This is a genomic window from Psychroserpens sp. Hel_I_66, from assembly GCF_000799465.1.
Taxonomy (GTDB): Bacteria; Bacteroidota; Bacteroidia; order Flavobacteriales; family Flavobacteriaceae; genus Psychroserpens.
The window spans coordinates 2,607,206-2,624,808 of sequence record NZ_JUGU01000001.1 but is presented as its reverse complement, the minus strand read 5'-3'; the positions used below and the strand labels follow the sequence as shown (position 1 = coordinate 2,624,808).

The window sequence follows — 17,603 nt, the reverse complement described above, 5'->3', positions numbered from 1 at the left end:
TATTTTTTCAAATTATTGGCAATGTCTCTGTATATGGCTCGTAGCGTGCAAATTAGAAAATTATTTTCGGTTGAGCTACAAGCCAGATTTTTAAATTTTACTATTTATCTTTTTTATTGGAAATCGTCAAATTTAAAAATTTGGCGACTTTCCAAATATGCCTTAACTTCGATTGAGCAATTAATTAGCTATGAGCTATATACGTTGTTGTAAATAGTGCTTTCGCACAATCATAATCCTTTAATATAACAATCAAAAAACGGTCTTTCTCTGTGAATTACGCTTAAATCATAATCTTCTCGTTGGCTTGAAAATCCGATTTTATGCTCTTTAATTGTTCCTTCTTTGGAAATATAGCTATGATTTATAATTTCCGTAATATCATCTGCAACATAATTTTTGGGCATTTGAAAAAAATCAAATAAAAAACTTGACCCAAATCCGAATATTTTTCCGTCATTCATTTTCACACAAAATCCAGTCCACGACATTGTGGTTTCTCCACGAATTTTTCCAAGAAAACCTTTTGGAAAAGCAAACGGACTTTTTTCTATTCGGTCAATATCGTATTCATTTATTGAGTTTTTTTTCGCCACAAAATTCTCAACTATATCTTCATATCCAAATCCCGAACTGTTGCTAAAAATTCCTTTTCCTTTTCGCTCTTCGTCAAATCTTCTGATTGCAAGTTCCGTTAGCGGTTTTGGATTTCTAAAACGCACACAAGGAATATAAGTTCCGTCAGTCAAATATGCAGAAGCTCGATAGCCATTTCCATAAATCTGGTCATCAATTGGCTCAATATTCTCTTTTAAAAACTTAATTTTTTCTTCGAGCGTCATTTTTTTTTCGCATTATTTACAACGTTCAGTATAAGAAATCGTAGGGCAGTTGATAAGCACTTTCGTTTCGGTTTATTACTTAGCTAAATATAAATATTTTGCTTTTATCTTTTCTACTATAAACGCCAAATTTTATATTTAGCGGACTTTGTTAAAATGCACAGACCTTTCGGTTTAGCACAAATGCCCTATGTTTTTTATACCTTGTCGTAATACGTTTTCCTATAATTCGATAATGTTTTTGATTTCAATTCTTTTATTAGTTTGTGATTCAATCTTAAAGCTAAATTTGTTTTGCATTATATAACTAAATAAGACAGTTATGACAATTGTCAAAAGTCGAGAAGGTGTTGGATAAAAAAGGAATACATCGACAAGTAATTTCATTGAAAGGTAACTAATCAATAAAGCTATTATTCCAACAGTTAAATATCTTAAAAACTGCGTCTTCATAGATAATTTTGATTCAGGGAATACTATAAATCTGTTTAATAAGAATCCGATAAAAAAAGTTATAGGAAATACAAAAAACAAAGAAGCAATGTGTGGACTCAAAACGAGAATAAATAAATCTAAGTTTTCTTTAGCAAAAATGAAATGAAAACAGATAAAATATAAAGTAGTATCTAAAACTAAATTACTTCCGCCACAAACTGCATATCTATATGTTTTGAGAGGAATGATTTTTTTGAAGATGAAATAGCCAGAATCTATTATTTTGAGCAGTTTTTTTTTCATAATTTACTTTCTCCTCGAATCGTGTTTTTTAATGTATTACAACGGTTAGTATATGAAAAGTAGGCGGTTACGAAGCACGAAACTTTCAGTTAAGCACAAAGATTGATACGAGCCAAAAGGCTTGAATTTATTACTATTTCGCCTATTTTTTATATACATTGTTGTATACAGTAATTTTTTATATTCTAAATAATTCTAAAGTTTCTGAATCCACTCTTTCCTTGTCAAATGATAGAACATTACCTTCTTGGTCATAAACCACTCCATCCTTTTGATAATTTCTTATTCCCTCTTCTATAAGAATTGCAACAGCATCAAAGTATTCTCTCCTATGGCATTTGAGGGTTTTAATTATTTCTAATTCAACATTCGGTTTCCAAGGTTGGGGTGGAAGAAGATCATTCACTTTCATTGCAAATTCCAACGTTATTCGATTCTTCTTAGGTGGGAAATGATTTTTTTCAATTTGTTTTATAACTTTTGGAGGCATACCTTTTTTCATTCTCTCATAACCTTTTAACGACCATTTTCTTTTGGCTGCTTCACAGATTCTTATCAAATAGGTTTTTCTTTTTATCTCTGATGTTTTTGGTGAAGAATTTACGGATTCAAGCAATTCCCATGCTTCCTCAAAAATCGTGTTATCTAAAGTTAATATATCTAAACTAATCAAATCTCCTACACTAAAATTAAAAGTTCCAAATGACTTTGATAATACAAGGAAACTTAAAAATTGCCTTTTAGTTTTTAAGAATCTTTGAGAACTTCCTCGACCTGGTCTTACTGTTTCTAAAAAAGTATCTGTTTTTTTTAAGACTTCAGCAATTTTTGGCCAAACTTTTAAATCAGTTTCGAGAGAAAAGACTTCGTTATATGAAGATTCTGATCTCATAAATCTAGATTTTAGCATAGTTGCTTGATGAGGAGATTTTAAAATGAAATTTATGAAACCAGATGCTAGATATAATGGAGTAACAATTTGATTGACTGGAATCCCTTGATTTTTATAATAATTTGTTCTTCTTTCATAGTAAATTTCGTTAAGCTTTAGCACGTCTTCAATATCTCTTTGAATTTTATCAGTTGCATGTAAGGAAGCTAGTTCAACATTAGTTTGATTGTTTGTAGCACGAATAATTGTATCTCTAACTTCATCTTCGTTCGAAACAATTATTTTAACCATTACTGATCTATTTTTTGGGTCTGTTCCACTGGCTTGAAAATGCCTAAAAATAGATTCTGTAGTTTGCAAACCATTTACGATTTGGATATCTTGAATCTGAATTGATTTTCCAATTACACTAGCACCAGTCGCTAGTATTGTAACTCCATTGTTTAGCCACCAAAAATCAGGAGAGTCCAAATTTTTAAGAGTTTCTTTAATATCTTCATTTACTCTATTTAAGCCCATGAAATCTCTAACATTGGAATCGAATAAATAACGTCTTAATTTATTATTATCAGAAACAAAATTGAAATAGTCATTTAGGTTTACAAGAAGCACGTATCTTTCACCACTTGAAAGAGCTTCTTTAAAAGGAAGTTCTAAAGTAAAGTTTGGAATTTTTCTATTCAAATCGATTAGTTCTGTGGCACCAAAAAAGTGAAATTTTGAAACACAATTACCAAATGAATCTTGGGCAACTTGAATTAGTTGTTCAGACCTTGAAACAATTGAATCACCTAAATCGGATGAGTTGCCTCTAGAAGCGTAACAAAAATTAATTGAAAATTCACTTAGTCTAGGTGAAACCTTTCGATAGGCAAATTTTAAATTTTCTCTTAGTTTTAATACTAAATCAATATACTCAACTTTAAGGTCTTTATTTTCTATTGAAAAATCAAGTAATTCCGTCATACTTGCAACTAAATTGTCCAGAGGAGCTTGACGAAAAGTATCATGATGTTTACAAGTTATTATCCATAATTCTAAAATAGAACCAGATTTTGGCCAATTGAATGAAAGAGGATCTTGTAAACAATGTCCATTAACAAGAATGAAAAAGCCATCAATTCCTCCATCATTTCTACCATCAACACTACCGTTTTTAATTTCGTCAGAAGATAAATCATAATCTTTTAAAATCTGTTCAAATGAAAAATACTCGAACGCTTCATCTCTTTTATTTGAAGGTAAGTTCAGTTCAATTCTTTCATCAATTATTCCATCAATTAGTATTTTATCATTTTTTGCCATTTTGATTTTTTGATTATTGTATACAACGTTTTGGTATAAGAATAGTTGCGGTTTTGTGTGCGAGGATTTTCCGAAGGAAAATCAGACGTAACAAAAGTGCAACGACCTTTGGTTAAGCCTAAAATAGCAATTATTTTTATACTTTGTTGTGAGCTGGCTTTTCACTTTTCTATTTATTATACATTAATTCCGAAAGCTGTTTTCCTGCTTTATTAAATACTTTGGCTTTTGTGATATTAATTCTTTCGTTTTTGGTGACGTAAATAATGATGTCATTTTCAGAATCAATAAACTTATAAGTTGGTTCTTTCAGTTCCTTAATTGTTACAATAGAATCTGAAATACTTATTAATTCGGCTATTCCATTTAAATCAAATTCTTTTTTCCAATTTATTAATTGAGAGTAAGAATATTCAATCTTATTATCAGCAACCTTTTTGATATAAATTCCGTTAGTTTTAGTCTTTCCATTGTCAGTTTTTCCACCACCAGTATATAGAGTTCTTTTTCCAATTTCTATTTGGTCAAACCTCAAAATACTGTCGATTGTTTGTTCTATTTTTTTAGGGTTTTCTTTCTCAATATTTTGGAATGAATAATTTTCAGATATTGAAGATTCCTTTTCTGTTTTTGAAGACCAAGAACATCCAAAAAGTACAATTCCAAATATCAATAGTAGTATTTTCATAGGTTCGTTCAGCTTGCTCACAACGTTTCGGCTATGATTAGTACGGGAATTAAAAGTAGTGAACTTTCGATTAAGCACTTAGCCAAAACTTTTTATTTTGTTTTATCTTTTTTGTACTTAAAGCCAAATCAAAAGATTTGGCGGACTTAGTTTAAAAGCACTAAACTTTGGGTTAAGCACCAAAACCCGTATTAATTATAGCCATTGTTAGCTTTTCGTTTTTATTTTTCCCACCCAGGTCCGTTTTGTTCAGTGCAAGGATCCGCGAGCTTATTCCAATGAGTTAATTCCATTGGCGGTTCTCCTTTCTCGGCTAGTTCACACATTTCATAAAATATGTTGAAGTAATCAAGTGATAGTGGAGAATAATCTTGCCCTTTCTCAATCAAATTAATTTTACCGTTTTGTATTGCTGCCCATAATAATTTTTGATTTTCCTTTGTCAGACTTCTTAAATCTAATTTTCTATTTATCCAATCGTCAATTCTTGCGTTGTGAAATCCCCATCCTGCATCAGCACTTTCGTCATCTTGAGCGTCTGGAATTTGCAATTTTAGCCAGTCTGCTAATTCCTCTCCATTTTGAATTAGTTTCAGTTCCATTATGGCTATTCGAATAATTTCATCATATCCTGTCCATCTTCTTGCGAAACATCTTCCGTCTTTTAATATTATAAATCCACTTGCCATAATGTTCTAGATATTAACAATTAAATCCATCTGAGTTAGAAGATAAACTACTATTTTTTGTGTTTTTCCAATCCAGATTTTCATTTGCATATTCTATTGCTTTTCTGACTAAATTAGGAGTTATAGCTTTTAGAGTATCTTTTTCTTCTATTGAATTATGGATATATTGGATGTGAGTTTTATCTCCACCTCTTGAGAAACTAAATCTATAATTAGGTTTGTCAACTAATCCTACGTTACAAGTAATCAATCCATAATCTTCGTCATAACTGATTGTCCAATAATATTCAATATCATTAACCATAATTTTTCTAATATTTTTGTTTTTTGGTAATGCCATTGAGTTTTATTTAATGAAAGCTAACGGTCTTGTATATGGCTCGTAGCGTGCAAATTAGCGATAATTATTCGGTTAAGCACAAGCCAGATTTTTAAATTTTATTATTTATCTTTTTATTGGAAATGGTCAAATTTAAAAATTTGGCGACTTTCCAAATATGCCTTAACTTCGATTAAGCAACTGCCCAGCTATGAGCTATATACGTTGTTAGCAAACGTTATGGTTGTTTATTCTTTTATAAATTTAAAAGTTCTTCCATTGTCAAATTCTAAGAAGTATAACCCATTAATTAATTGCAAAGTCTCAATTCTATAATTGCTGTTAATTGCACCAACAAGCACTTCTTGCCCTAAAGAGTTATATATTTTATAATTTTCTGTTTTATTCAATCCAGATATTTGGATAAAATGAGATGTTGGATTTGGATAAAGTTTAATGTCATCTTTTGTTAAAAAATCTTCTGTAGATAAAGAATTTATCGATATTTTAGAGATTTTATTAGCACCTGTTTCTACTATATACATTTCTGTTCCAATAATTTCTATTCCTACAGGCGAATTTAATCCAGTCAAAACATCTACTGCTATTGGCGTGACAGCACTTAAATCTACCATACAAATTTTATTTGCAATTGTTTCAGAGATATATAGGTCTGTTCCATTGATAGCTATACCAAGAGGTAAATCTAAACCAGTAATAACATCTATTAAAATTGGGTTAGTTTCTGCAAGATCTATTTTAGAAACTTTTCCATCGTTTCTTATTGCTATATAAAGTTCAGTTCCATTTATAATTATATCAAACGCACCATTTAAATCAGTAACTACATCCGTTGCTGTTGGTGTAGTTGAGTTTATATCTATTTTTGAAATTTTATTTCCGTTAGTTATATATAGGTTGCTTCCATAAAGTACTATACCACGTGGATTATTTAAACCCGTTACAACGTCTGTTGGTGTTGGTGAACCTGAACTTAAATCTAATGAAGAAATTTTGGAAGTATTAGTTTCTGCAATGTAAAGAGTATTGCCATTGAAAGCTAATCCATCTGGGCTAGATGATCCATTAGGATTATTTAAAACAGTTACAACTTCTGCTGTTGTTGGTAAAGTTGAGTTTATATTTATTTTAGAAATTATTTCTCCATCAAACTCTGAAATAAATAGTTCTGTATCCTTAAGTTCTATTCTAACAGGACCATTTAAGCCCGTTACGACATCGGTAGTTTGTGCATAGAGGTCAGATATGATTGCCGAAAAAATGAATATAATAGAGAAAAATGTTTTCATTTATTTGATTTTTTTACTTTACTATTTGTGTTTTTAATGTTTGCTAACGGTCGAGTATATGAAAAGTAGCGCTGATTTGCACACTATCCATTCGGTTAAACTCAAGCCGAATTTTTAAGTTTTTCTATTTATCTTTCTTTTCTCATATAGCCAAATTTAAAAATTTGGCGACCTCTAAAAAGTGCCCGAACCTTTGTGTTTGTAACATCTTGCGCTATTTTTTATATACATTGTTACCACACGTTTTTTATCACGTTTTCAATTACATCATCAATATTTTCATCATCTGCGATTCGATATTTCGTATAACCCATCGGCGTTTTATATCCGACTATTTTCTCCGTTTCGCTGTCAATTTCGCTTTCGTCAAATCCAATTCCATTCCAGATAAACGGTTTATATCCTTCGTAAATAAATTCGTGAGGAACTATTCCATAAACGTTATAATGTTCGGTTGGTAAATCCGATAATACTTTTGGAATTTGACCTTTCTCAATTTTATATTTCTCAATGTCTTTTAGTAATACTATAAATTGACTTTCTGCAATTTTCCCGTAAACTACATTTGTTAAAATCATTGTTATTGAAAAAGCTAAAAAGTACAAAGTTCCGAAACCAGCAAATTTCAATATTCTCTTCTTTTTAAAAACCCAATAGATTCCGCTTATAATTAGCAACAAAAGAAAAATTCCGAACACAATAAAAATCAAATTTTCGATTGAGTGACTGTCGAAAAAAGTCCATTGTATATCGACTAATATTAACCAAATTAGTATTCCGAAAATTACTTTTGATATGAATTTGAATGTCTTTTTCAAATGTGATTTAGTATGATGATTATTGAAACTAAAATCAAATGTGCAATAAGCGGTATAGACCAAAGTAGTTTTTTCTTATTACTTCTATCCGTTCTTATATTAATTATCCAACCAAGTAACATTAAAATTCCACCAAATATTTGAAAAAAAGGAATAATAAATATTACGTATCCAAAAATAATTAAATAAGCACTTATTTTTTTTGAAGTAGTATATTTTGATGATATTACTGTCGTTTTTCTCAAATGTGTGGTAACGTTGATGTATAAGATTAGTTGCGTGTTTTAAGCACTAAATTTAGCAAATAAATCACAGATAGAAAGTCCGCGAGGACTTTCGTAAATTGGCTAAAACCAGCAATTAATTTTATACGGTGTTGTAAGCAGTTTTTATTTTTTGATTTTAGAATCCGATTCTAGAAAGTTCCTCAATTTCAATTCCAATTTCTTTTAACCATTCAATTCCAAATTCTGCTGGATTTCCATAAATAATTTTATCATACTTCATCCAATCAAATTTGACTTTATACTTTTTCTTTCGTTCGAGTTCTAATTTAGTTTTTTCTATATACTCTATTTCACTTTTGATGAGTTTAGGAAATTCTAGAATTTTATTCCGATTATCTTTTAGAGATTCTATTTTACTCTCGAGTACTTCAATCTGCTCTTTTGAGTATCTAACTCCAATCTCTCGATTCAGAACACATTTCCATTCGTTATCTTTTAAAATAAGATTAAAGAGCGATTTGTCATTCAGGTCAATCAGAAACTTTACACCGTTATTTTTTCCATAAATGCTAGCAGCTCTAATCCAGATGTAAATTCTATCTAATTCCCAATCTTTCATTTGCATTCACTTTAATTCTGACTAACGTTTTTATAATATGTTGAAAATCAAATGTCAGTGATTTTTATTTTCAGCTTTTTTTCTCTAATATCCTCCTTAAACTTTAGCTTAAAGTGATTAATCTTTTTCCGTAATGAGTGGAATTGCTTACAACGTTTATGTATAAGGAAAGTTGCGTGTTTGTGTGCGAGGATTTTCCGAAGGAAAATCAGAAGCTAGCAAACGAGCAACTAACTTTGGTTTAGCTAAAACTAGCAATTTTTTTTATACGGTGTTGTAAGTAGTTTTTTATTTTCAATCAGTTTAATAATCCTCGTTAATGATGAAAATCTAATAGTTTATATGCTTTTATATAAATAGTGTCAGACTTTAAAATAATTCCGAGTGGGTCATTTTCCGTTCGATTTGTAAATTCCACGTCAAAAGTGTCATCAAATACAGTTGTCGAAGTATTAATCGTAATACTGTTTTTATTTTCTAAAACTTTCCAAGTAGCATTTTTGTCTTTTTTAAAGTGAAAAGTTTCGGGAATAGAAACTTCATTATTCTCTCTAAAAATCAGAGCGTTAGTATACATTTGGTCTTTGTAACTTTTTCCGCTATATGTTATTTCTTTAATTGCCCATTGTCCTTCAATTTCATTTTTCAAACTATTATTTGAGCAAGAAGTCAATGTGATTATCAAAAAAAAAGTCAGTTTATAAATTTTATTGAGTTTCATTGGCAAATTACTTACAACGTTTGGTATATGAGCTGTGGCTTATCTCGGCACGAATCTCTCTAGATAAAGACTGGCTTTGGAAAATCCGTAGGATTTTCCAAGTTAGGACTGACCAAGCCATAGCTTATATACTGTGTTGTGCGCTGGCTTTTCTTCGTTTTATTGTTTTATAAATAATATGCTTTTCCTGTTTTGCCAATCATCTTCGTCCAATTGATATTCAAATGATAGTGAAGATTCGTCTCCGCTACCTGAAGGACTTGCCCATTCGGATAAGCTACCATTTTCATCGTGAAACTCAAATTGTCCATCTATTCCGCCAGTTTTCCAAGTTCCTATTTTTTCTAGTCCAAATCCTTCAATTCCGTCAAATTTGTAAGTTCCGTCAGAGTATAAAGTTAATTTCAGTTCGTTTTCCGTAACTCCGTTTTCATTTAAAAATTCCGTTGCAGATTTATGGGGAATATAAACTCCAGCAAAATCTTCCATTAGATTATTATTAAATGACGGAACTGCTATTGCATACCAAAATATTATAAGTCCAAAACAGAGTATTGGTACAACTCCAATTCCGAAAGCGACTTTTTTCAGTTTAGAGGATTTTTTGATTAATCCGATTGTTAAAATAATCAGAGATATTAATAGAAACAATCCGCCAACACAAATTAAAAATATAAATAGTAAACTTTCTAGCATAATGTTTTTTTCAGCTTGCGCACAACGTTTGGTATATGAGCTGTGGCGTGTCTCGGCACAGACTTTTCCTGATTAAAACCGGCTTTGGAAAATCCGCAGGATTTTCCAAGTGTGGACTGACCGAGCCATAGCTTATATACGGTGTTGTGGTTAGTTTTTATTCCACTTATTATGTTCAGTTCTGTGGTTAATAGCTAATCATAATTAGGTTTTTCTTTTCTCTAAATTTTTGCATAAAGTCAGATTCAAATGTGTCCAAATATTCTTTTTTTAGGCACTTTTGTAATTTAAATAGCTTGTCCTTGGTCAAAACAAAATCGTCTGTTCCGAATTTTTTAAAGAAAACTGCTTTTACTCCTTTTCTCTGATATGAGATTTCTTCGTAATAATATCCTTTTTCCGAAACGAGTGTTCCATTTTCCGATTCCGTTTTCCGTGTAGTTATTAAATCCGAAAAATAATTTTGTAATTCAGGATTTTCATCTTCCGAAAGCCAACACATTTTTAATTTCGGTTTTTCAATTATTTCAATCAAATTAATGTCTAATCCCATTCTGTTTCTCAAATTAACCACAACAAATATATATAGTTACTGGTAACTATATATCTATTATATGAGTACAAAATACTTATAATAGTAAAACTATGAAATTAATTGAATCACTTTCGTACGTACTTCTACGTATATTTAAGAAATAAACTTTATTGCCTATACAAAAACGTAAAATTAAGTATGTTATTTTAAATGTTTTCCCAACGCTTTAAGTTCGATTCCCAAATTTTCAAACACTTTTGAACACATATAATCTGTCGGTATTCTTAAATGTATTTTTGGATGTTGTTGCTTGCTGCGGGCCATTTAAGGATATAAAAGATTTGTACAGTATGTTTTTTTTATAGCAAAAGTTATCGATTCATTTAGATCCGAGATATAATTGATCCTTTTTTATTAATTTTAATAAAAAACAAATATGTGCTTCCATACGTCACAAACAAAAAAAGTTACAATTCTTGAAAAAAGATATGATGCAGAACTTACAAAGAAAGACGCTAGAGATGCTTATGATATACCTCGTTATCATTTAAACGGATTTGCTCATCCTGACATGTTGATCATCCCTCAAGAGGGACCAACAGCTTTAGCTCCAGCATTATGGGGAATCGTGCCAAATAATAAAAAGCAGGATCAGATAAGAGATTACTATAAAGAAGCGGTACGTTACGGGGGAGGACTAAATGCACGATCTGAAAAGCTTTTCGATCATTTCATATATAAAAACTCAGTTTTCACAAGACGTTGTATAATTCCAGTTTCAGGCTTTTTTGAGCCACATGAACATAAAAGCAAAAAATACCCATTCCATTTCAAGCATAAGAATGATGATTTATTATCCTTAGCAGGCTTATATACCATTATTGATAGCGTGGTTACATTCACTATTCTTACAAAAGATGCATCACCCTTATTTGCAAAGGTTCATAATAAGAAAAATAGACAACCTGTTATACTGCAAAGAGACTTTGAACAAGATTGGTTAAAAGATGATTTAAACGAAAATGGGATTATGGAGTTGATAAATCTCGAGTATCTAGAGGACGATCTAATTACCTATCCTGTGAGCAAAGATTTATTTAGTCCAAAAGTTAATAGTGATGTCGAAACTATAGTTGACAGAGTTGAATATCCTGAATTGCCAAAAATTTCATGATTTTTAATTTGATTTTTTAAATGCCAATGAGCCCTTTTATTTGCTAATTACTAAAATAAAATTTTGAAGGATATTTAGAAATGAAAATTTTCTTCTGTTATTCAAATTTGGTTTTGAGATGTATATCAAATCATTTCAAGTTCAGATATTGATGAATATTGTAAAAATAACAAGATCAGAAAAGGGAGGTATATTAATGATTAACTAAAATACTGCAGCAATAATACTGATGCAGTATTTTTTTCAATTTAAATCATTGTCTTTAGGTGATGTTCAAATTTACTTAAGTTCTGGCATTTTAATTTGTGGATACTAGATAGAAATAAAGCCTTTTGGCTAAAAACTTCTACTTTAAGTTCGTTTAAATAATCATTGTACTCATTTAAATTAACTTTTAGTTTTTTTCGTTTTGTCATAAAAAAAATAGTTTAAGACAGATATTTTCGGCATATTTTCGGCAAAATAAAACAAAAAAAATCCGTAAAAATTTGAAAATCAAATTCATACGGATTTTACAAGTACTCAAGGCGGGAATCGAACCCGCACTCCGAAGAACTGGATTTTGAATCCAGCGCGTCTACCAATTCCGCCACTTGAGCAAATTAGGACTGCAAAATTATAAAATATTTTATTACCATCAATGAAAAATAGTGGGTTTTATGCTTTTTCAGTTGAAATAAATTCATAAATTTGCACCTCGTTAAAACAAAGTGCCAATAACACTCAAATAATTAATTACCAATGCCAAACGGAGCAACAGAAGCAAAAATTTTTGCATGCGGACAAAGTAAGGAACTTGCTGAAAAAATAGCAGTAACATTTGGTGCGCCTTTGGGTAACGTAATTACATCGACCTATAGCGATGGAGAATTCCAGCCATCGTATGAAGAGTCTATTAGAGGAACAAGAATTTTTATTATTGGGTCTACGCATCCTGGACCAGAAAACTTAATGGAAATGTTATTGATGATTGATGCAGCTAAAAGAGCATCAGCAAGACATATAACAGCAGTTTTGCCATATTTTGGATGGGCAAGGCAAGACCGTAAAGACAAACCAAGAGTACCAATAGCAGCAAAACTTGTAGCAAAAATGCTTGAAGTGGCAGGTGCTACGCGTATTATAACTATGGATTTGCATGCAGACCAGATTCAAGGATTTTTTGAAAAACCTGTAGATCATTTGTTTGCATCCACAATATTTTTACCATATTTAAAATCTCTTGAATTAGATAATCTTACTATTGCGTCACCAGATATGGGTGGGTCAAAGCGAGCTTATGCTTATTCTAAAGCTTTAAAAAGTGATGTCGTGATTTGTTATAAACAAAGAGCTAAAGCTAATGTCATTTCTCATATGGAATTGATTGGTGATGTCACTGGAAAAAATGTAGTTTTGGTTGATGATATGGTGGATACAGCAGGAACTTTGACAAAAGCTGCAGATTTAATGATGGAAAAAGGAGCCCTTAGCGTAAGAGCTATTTGTACCCATCCAATTCTATCTGGAAATGCTTATGAAAAACTAGAAAAATCCCAATTAGAAGAATTGATTGTTACAGATTCAATTCCTTTAAAACAAAAAAGTGATAAAATTAGAGTGTTGAGTTGTGCAGATTTATTTGCTGAAGTGATGCATAATGTACATTACAATAAATCAATTAGCTCTAAATTTTTAATGTAGCTACAATAAGCTCAGCTGCCAAAAAGAAATGAGCTTAATTACCGAAGTAGATTATTTGCTTTGGATCTAAAAATAGAATATTAATAATAACTATAAATTTTTAAAATGAAATCAATTACAATCGATGGATCTAAAAGAGAAAGCGTAGGCAAAAAGGCAACTAAGGCCTTACGTAATGCTGGTCAGGTTCCTTGCGTATTATACGGAGGAGACCAAAACGTGCATTTCTCTGCACCAGAATTGGCTTTCTCAAAACTTGTATACACGCCTAATGCGCATACAGTTGTGATTGCCTTAGAAAACGGAGAAACTTATGATGCTGTTTTGCAGGACATCCAGTTTCACCCAGTAACAGATAGAATCTTACACATAGATTTCTACCGTCTATTTGAAGACAAAGAAATTGCAATGGACATACCTGTACATATTATAGGGACGTCTAGAGGAGTTTTAAACGGTGGAATATTACGTAAGAACAGACGTAAATTAAGAGTAAAAGCCTTACCAAAGAATTTACCAGATTTTCTTGAAGCAGACATTACTCCACTTAAAATTGGAGGAAAACTATATGTGACTGCTTTAGAAGGAGAAGGTTATACATTACTTCACAAAGACAATACGGTAGTTGTACAGATTAAAACTGCTAGAACTGCTATTATTGATGTTGAAGATGAAGAAGAACTTGAAGATGGTGAAGAAGCAACTACAGGAGAAGATGGAGGAGTACCTTCAACAGAAACTGATGACGTGGCTGCAGTAAAAGAAGAATAGAACATATTCTAACTATATTTTAAAAAGCATTCTATAATATTATAGAATGCTTTTTTTATTTTTGACCATATCTAAATAAAATAAATATCTGGAAATCTATCCGCAATATCTTTAATTGGAACTCTAAATCATTAGATATAGAAGAAACAAATCCTATGAAAAAATATCTCATCGTTGGACTGGGAAATATTGGTGAAAAATACGCCAATACCAGGCATAACATTGGTTTTAAAGTATTGGATGCTTTGGCACAAAAAGAAGATCTCACGTTTGAAACTCAAAAGCTTGGGGATTTGACAACTTACAAGTTTAAAGGTCGAACCTTTATTTTGTTAAAGCCTAGTACCTTTATGAATTTGAGTGGAAAAGCAGTACAATATTGGTTAACAAAAGAAAAAATCCCATTAGAAAATTTGTTGGTAATTACAGATGATTTAAATCTTCCCTTCGGAAATATCAGGTTGAAAACTAAAGGTAGCGATGGAGGACACAATGGGCTAAAAGACATTCAGTCTACTTTGCAAACCACAAATTACAACAGGTTTAGATTTGGTATAAGCGATGAGTTCAGCAAAGGCAGACAAGTAGATTATGTGCTAGGAGAATGGACAGATGAAGAAGATAATAAGCTTAAAGAACGATTAGAAAAATCTGTCGAACTTATAAAATCATTTGGTACAGCAGGTATAAATAATACAATGAATAGCTTTAACGGTAAATAAAAAAGAGAGACGTAATGTCTCTCTTTTCGTTATATTTTATTTTTCCGAAGAAAATTATTCAATTACAATCTTCTTAGTAGTTTGTTTTTTTCCATCACTTACCTTGACAAGGTACATTCCAGATTGAACATTGTTTAATGAAATTGATTGATTAAAATCAGAATTATTAACATAAGTGTTGTCAAATATTTTTCTACCTCTAATATCAAATACATCTACAGTGATATCTTGATTTGAAGAAGAGTTTAATTTGATTGTAAATTCTCCATTGTTAGGGTTAGGGAATATTGAAAAATCCCCAACTGCAAATTCATCTACACTAAGTGGAGTAACAGTTGTTGTACAAATTTCTATACTCCAATCATTAAGTGTTCCTGTAATAGCATCCCAATTATCTGTAACAGAAATCGTCCAATCTCCACTACTATCCAATCCATTAAAAACTGATAATGGAAAACTTGGGCCATATTCACCAACTGTTGGAGTAGCACAAACAATTCCTGGTGAACCATCAGCAAAAGTTACGTCTAAATCATCTTGAGATCCACATTCTCTATTATAAATTATAGCAGCAGTTGCCCCATCTGGATGTATAACTTCAATGATGATGTCATTTATATATTCATGACTAATATCAGCATTTACTGTTATAAAGTCAATAGTTTGAGAATCTGGAATATTTATAATACTGGTTACTGGAGCGCCTGGATTTCCATTACCTCCTGGCCCATCAGGAATTGCAAGATTTAAGTTTTCTGCTGAGGTATATTCAAGACAATCTGTAGTAACATCAAAATCTAGAGCAAACTCCGAGCTGTTTAATGCATAATAAATATTGCCAACAGGCTCTATCATTATACGACAAGCTATTGATGGCGCATCTGGTACTGTAATCGTTTCAGAACCATCATTTGGTGTATTTGAAGCTAATATAGTATCAAAATTTAAACCACCATCTGTTGATAAAAGAATATTTACATTTGATGTATTTATACCATTAGCGGTAGTACCCGCAACATCCCATGTAATAATTTCGTCTGTTCCACTTAACCAAGTACTACCATCATTTTGAGAGGTAAATGTAAAAGGTCCAGCAGTACCATTAACAGTAATTGTAGTTAAATCAAAACTAGACTGTCCATTTAGACCTGTAGCAGAAGGTTCACGATCTCTTACTGTTAAAGCCCATGTTAAATTTCTAGCAACATTTGATACCGTTTCCCAATCTGAAGTTAATCCAGGATTTGTTTCAGTTAATAGATTATTTAGAACCCGATCAAAATTTGGTATATAACGATCTGGAGACATAGATGGAGGTAAAGATCTCGCTTGCGCTCCAATTGTGCTCGTTGGACCAAAACTAGTGTTTGTCACTTGACCAGAATTATTTTGTTCCCAGCAATATGTTAACATGTCGTCACCGTCTGCATCTGTAGCAGTACCTTTTAAAACATAAGCAGTGCCTTTTGGAATTATATAGTTTGGTCCAGCATCCGCAATTGGTGGATTATTGGCTATAGCAGTAGTCGTAGCGCATTGGTTAGGTCCAGAGTTCACATTGTTCAATATCTGATTTATACTAGCGTAATGGAAATATGGATCACTATTTAATGCTACATTATTTACTCCTGTAATTCCTGCATAACCCATAATAGTAGTTCCACTTCCTGGCTCAACATTTACATTTGCGGTTTCAGTATTCATTGAGAATGTATGGTTAGCTCCCATTTGATGTCCAATTTCATGGGCTACATAGTCAATGTCAAAAGTATCTGTCTCTGGGATATTATCTGCAGGAGATGTGATTCCAGATCCTTTATGATTACCTGTATTAACATTACCGTTTACACAGACACAACCAATACATCCAGCATTACCTCCACCACCGGAAGCACCAAACATATGACCGATATCATAGTCACCATCAGCTAGATTTGCATCTAAGGTATTTGCCAATTCTAAATTCCAGTTTCCTAGATTACCAGAGTAAGGGTCTGAAGCAGCATTAGTGTAAATCAATTGTGGCGCATTTACTATAGTAAAAGTTATTGCCATGTCTGTTTCAAATACTGAGTTTACACGAGTCATTGTAGTGTTAATAGCTGCTAATGCGCCAGCAACTGTTCCTCCATGGTAAGCTGTATATTCCCCATTTACAGAAATAGCTAATCTATAACTTCTTAGAGTTTGGTCATTTGCATCTCTTTGAAATTCGTTATCTGATCTATTTTGAGAAGTTTCAACTAACTCATCGATTGTACTACAAACAAATTCACTATCATAGACTCCTCTAGAAGCTTTTGTATATAATATGTAATCTGTTGAGCCAGGAGATGTTGGCATCATGAAAACGGTTTCTTTGTTTACATAAGAAATCATTGTTTGCACACCTTGTGGAGATGAACTCATACTTAAACGAGTTGTTGGATTTTCGAGACTATAACCAACATAAGATTTTATGTTTGGATATTGTGCTGCTAATTCCGAAGAAAAAATTTGAGATTCATAGATTCTAAATTGTTCAAATTCACCACCTACAACAGGTACTTCAATAATAGTATTTGATACTGATCTGCTTTCTCCTCTTACAGGTGCTAATTGGACTCTCTGGTTAAGAGTATTAGCGTTAAAAGTGAAACTTTCAACTTTTGAAGGCTCTAAATGATATTTTGATAGAGCGTTACTGTCTGTAACCGTATTGTTTTTTGTCCAAATTTTGTTTTGTGAATACCCTAAACTAGCAGTTAAAACTAGCGAAAGGCAAAGTATTTTGCGTAATGTTAATTTCATGATATAGTTATTTTTTTATAAAAATAAATTATTCGATATAGAAATACTAAATAATTGACTATAA

The 17,603-nt window shown here is 31.5% G+C and carries 17 protein-coding genes and 1 tRNA gene; 4 read left to right on the top strand and 14 right to left on the bottom strand.

The window, feature by feature from the left end; translation table 11 throughout:
* Positions 1-230: 230 nt before the first annotated feature.
* From GQ40_RS11720 to GQ40_RS11665, 12 genes are all read right to left on the bottom strand, one after another.
* Positions 231-842 carry a hypothetical protein gene (locus GQ40_RS11720; RefSeq protein ID WP_047548493.1) on the bottom strand — a complete coding sequence of 204 codons (612 nt, stop codon included), beginning with the start codon at positions 840-842 and terminating at the stop codon, positions 231-233.
* A 222-nt stretch (positions 843-1,064) separates the two neighbouring features.
* On the bottom strand, positions 1,065-1,580 hold the full coding sequence (locus tag GQ40_RS11715) for a GtrA family protein (RefSeq protein ID WP_047548490.1): 516 nt from the start codon (positions 1,578-1,580) through the stop codon (positions 1,065-1,067).
* 178 nt (positions 1,581-1,758) lie between these two features.
* Positions 1,759-3,777 (bottom strand): AIPR family protein, encoded by a 2,019-nt coding sequence (locus GQ40_RS11710; protein ID WP_047548487.1) that lies wholly within the window; start codon positions 3,775-3,777, stop codon positions 1,759-1,761.
* A 169-nt stretch (positions 3,778-3,946) separates the two neighbouring features.
* Positions 3,947-4,465: a hypothetical protein gene (locus GQ40_RS11705; protein ID WP_047548485.1), complete on the bottom strand. Its 519-nt coding sequence runs from the start codon at positions 4,463-4,465 to the stop codon at positions 3,947-3,949.
* Positions 4,466-4,686: 221 nt separating this feature from the next.
* Entirely contained in the window at positions 4,687-5,154 is a 468-nt protein-coding gene (locus GQ40_RS11700) for a hypothetical protein (RefSeq protein ID WP_047548481.1), read from the bottom strand.
* Between the two features lie 13 nt (positions 5,155-5,167).
* Positions 5,168-5,494, bottom strand: coding sequence for a hypothetical protein (locus tag GQ40_RS11695; protein WP_047548476.1), 327 nt, complete (start codon positions 5,492-5,494; stop codon positions 5,168-5,170).
* A gap of 227 nt (positions 5,495-5,721) precedes the next feature.
* Positions 5,722-6,783 (bottom strand): T9SS type A sorting domain-containing protein, encoded by a 1,062-nt coding sequence (locus GQ40_RS17200; RefSeq protein ID WP_052184236.1) that lies wholly within the window; start codon positions 6,781-6,783, stop codon positions 5,722-5,724.
* A 233-nt stretch (positions 6,784-7,016) separates the two neighbouring features.
* The gene (locus tag GQ40_RS11685; RefSeq protein WP_047548473.1) at positions 7,017-7,601 is read right to left on the bottom strand and encodes a hypothetical protein; all 585 of its coding nucleotides are present in this window, start codon (positions 7,599-7,601) and stop codon (positions 7,017-7,019) included.
* Positions 7,602-8,003: 402 nt separating this feature from the next.
* Positions 8,004-8,447, bottom strand: a complete 444-nt coding sequence (locus GQ40_RS11680) for a hypothetical protein (RefSeq protein ID WP_156115577.1) — start codon at positions 8,445-8,447, stop codon at positions 8,004-8,006.
* A gap of 316 nt (positions 8,448-8,763) precedes the next feature.
* Positions 8,764-9,168, bottom strand: a complete 405-nt coding sequence (locus GQ40_RS11675; RefSeq protein WP_047548467.1) for a hypothetical protein — start codon at positions 9,166-9,168, stop codon at positions 8,764-8,766.
* A 159-nt stretch (positions 9,169-9,327) separates the two neighbouring features.
* Positions 9,328-9,864, bottom strand: a complete 537-nt coding sequence (locus tag GQ40_RS11670) for a hypothetical protein (protein ID WP_047548462.1) — start codon at positions 9,862-9,864, stop codon at positions 9,328-9,330.
* Between the two features lie 187 nt (positions 9,865-10,051).
* Positions 10,052-10,399, bottom strand: a complete 348-nt coding sequence (locus GQ40_RS11665) for a hypothetical protein (RefSeq protein ID WP_156115576.1) — start codon at positions 10,397-10,399, stop codon at positions 10,052-10,054.
* 436 nt (positions 10,400-10,835) lie between these two features.
* Between GQ40_RS11665 and GQ40_RS11660 the strand changes: the two genes are divergently transcribed.
* Complete coding sequence (locus GQ40_RS11660; protein ID WP_047548455.1) at positions 10,836-11,573, top strand: SOS response-associated peptidase; 738 nt, start codon at positions 10,836-10,838, stop codon at positions 11,571-11,573.
* A 519-nt stretch (positions 11,574-12,092) separates the two neighbouring features.
* On the opposite strand, the gene GQ40_RS11655 is transcribed toward GQ40_RS11660, so the two are convergent.
* Positions 12,093-12,172, bottom strand: a tRNA-Leu gene (locus GQ40_RS11655).
* A gap of 142 nt (positions 12,173-12,314) precedes the next feature.
* On the opposite strand from GQ40_RS11655, the gene GQ40_RS11650 reads away from it, so the two are divergent.
* From GQ40_RS11650 to pth, 3 genes are all read left to right on the top strand, one after another.
* Positions 12,315-13,256, top strand: coding sequence for a ribose-phosphate pyrophosphokinase (locus GQ40_RS11650; RefSeq protein ID WP_047548452.1), 942 nt, complete (start codon positions 12,315-12,317; stop codon positions 13,254-13,256).
* A 105-nt stretch (positions 13,257-13,361) separates the two neighbouring features.
* Positions 13,362-14,027, top strand: coding sequence for a 50S ribosomal protein L25/general stress protein Ctc (locus GQ40_RS11645; protein WP_047548447.1), 666 nt, complete (start codon positions 13,362-13,364; stop codon positions 14,025-14,027).
* A 155-nt stretch (positions 14,028-14,182) separates the two neighbouring features.
* Positions 14,183-14,749 carry an aminoacyl-tRNA hydrolase gene (gene pth / locus GQ40_RS11640; RefSeq protein ID WP_081990207.1) on the top strand — a complete coding sequence of 189 codons (567 nt, stop codon included), beginning with the start codon at positions 14,183-14,185 and terminating at the stop codon, positions 14,747-14,749.
* 54 nt (positions 14,750-14,803) lie between these two features.
* On the opposite strand, the gene GQ40_RS11635 is transcribed toward pth, so the two are convergent.
* A complete protein-coding gene (locus GQ40_RS11635; RefSeq protein WP_052184235.1) occupies positions 14,804-17,539 on the bottom strand; it encodes a reprolysin-like metallopeptidase in 2,736 nt (911 codons plus the stop codon).
* Positions 17,540-17,603 lie beyond the last annotated feature (64 nt).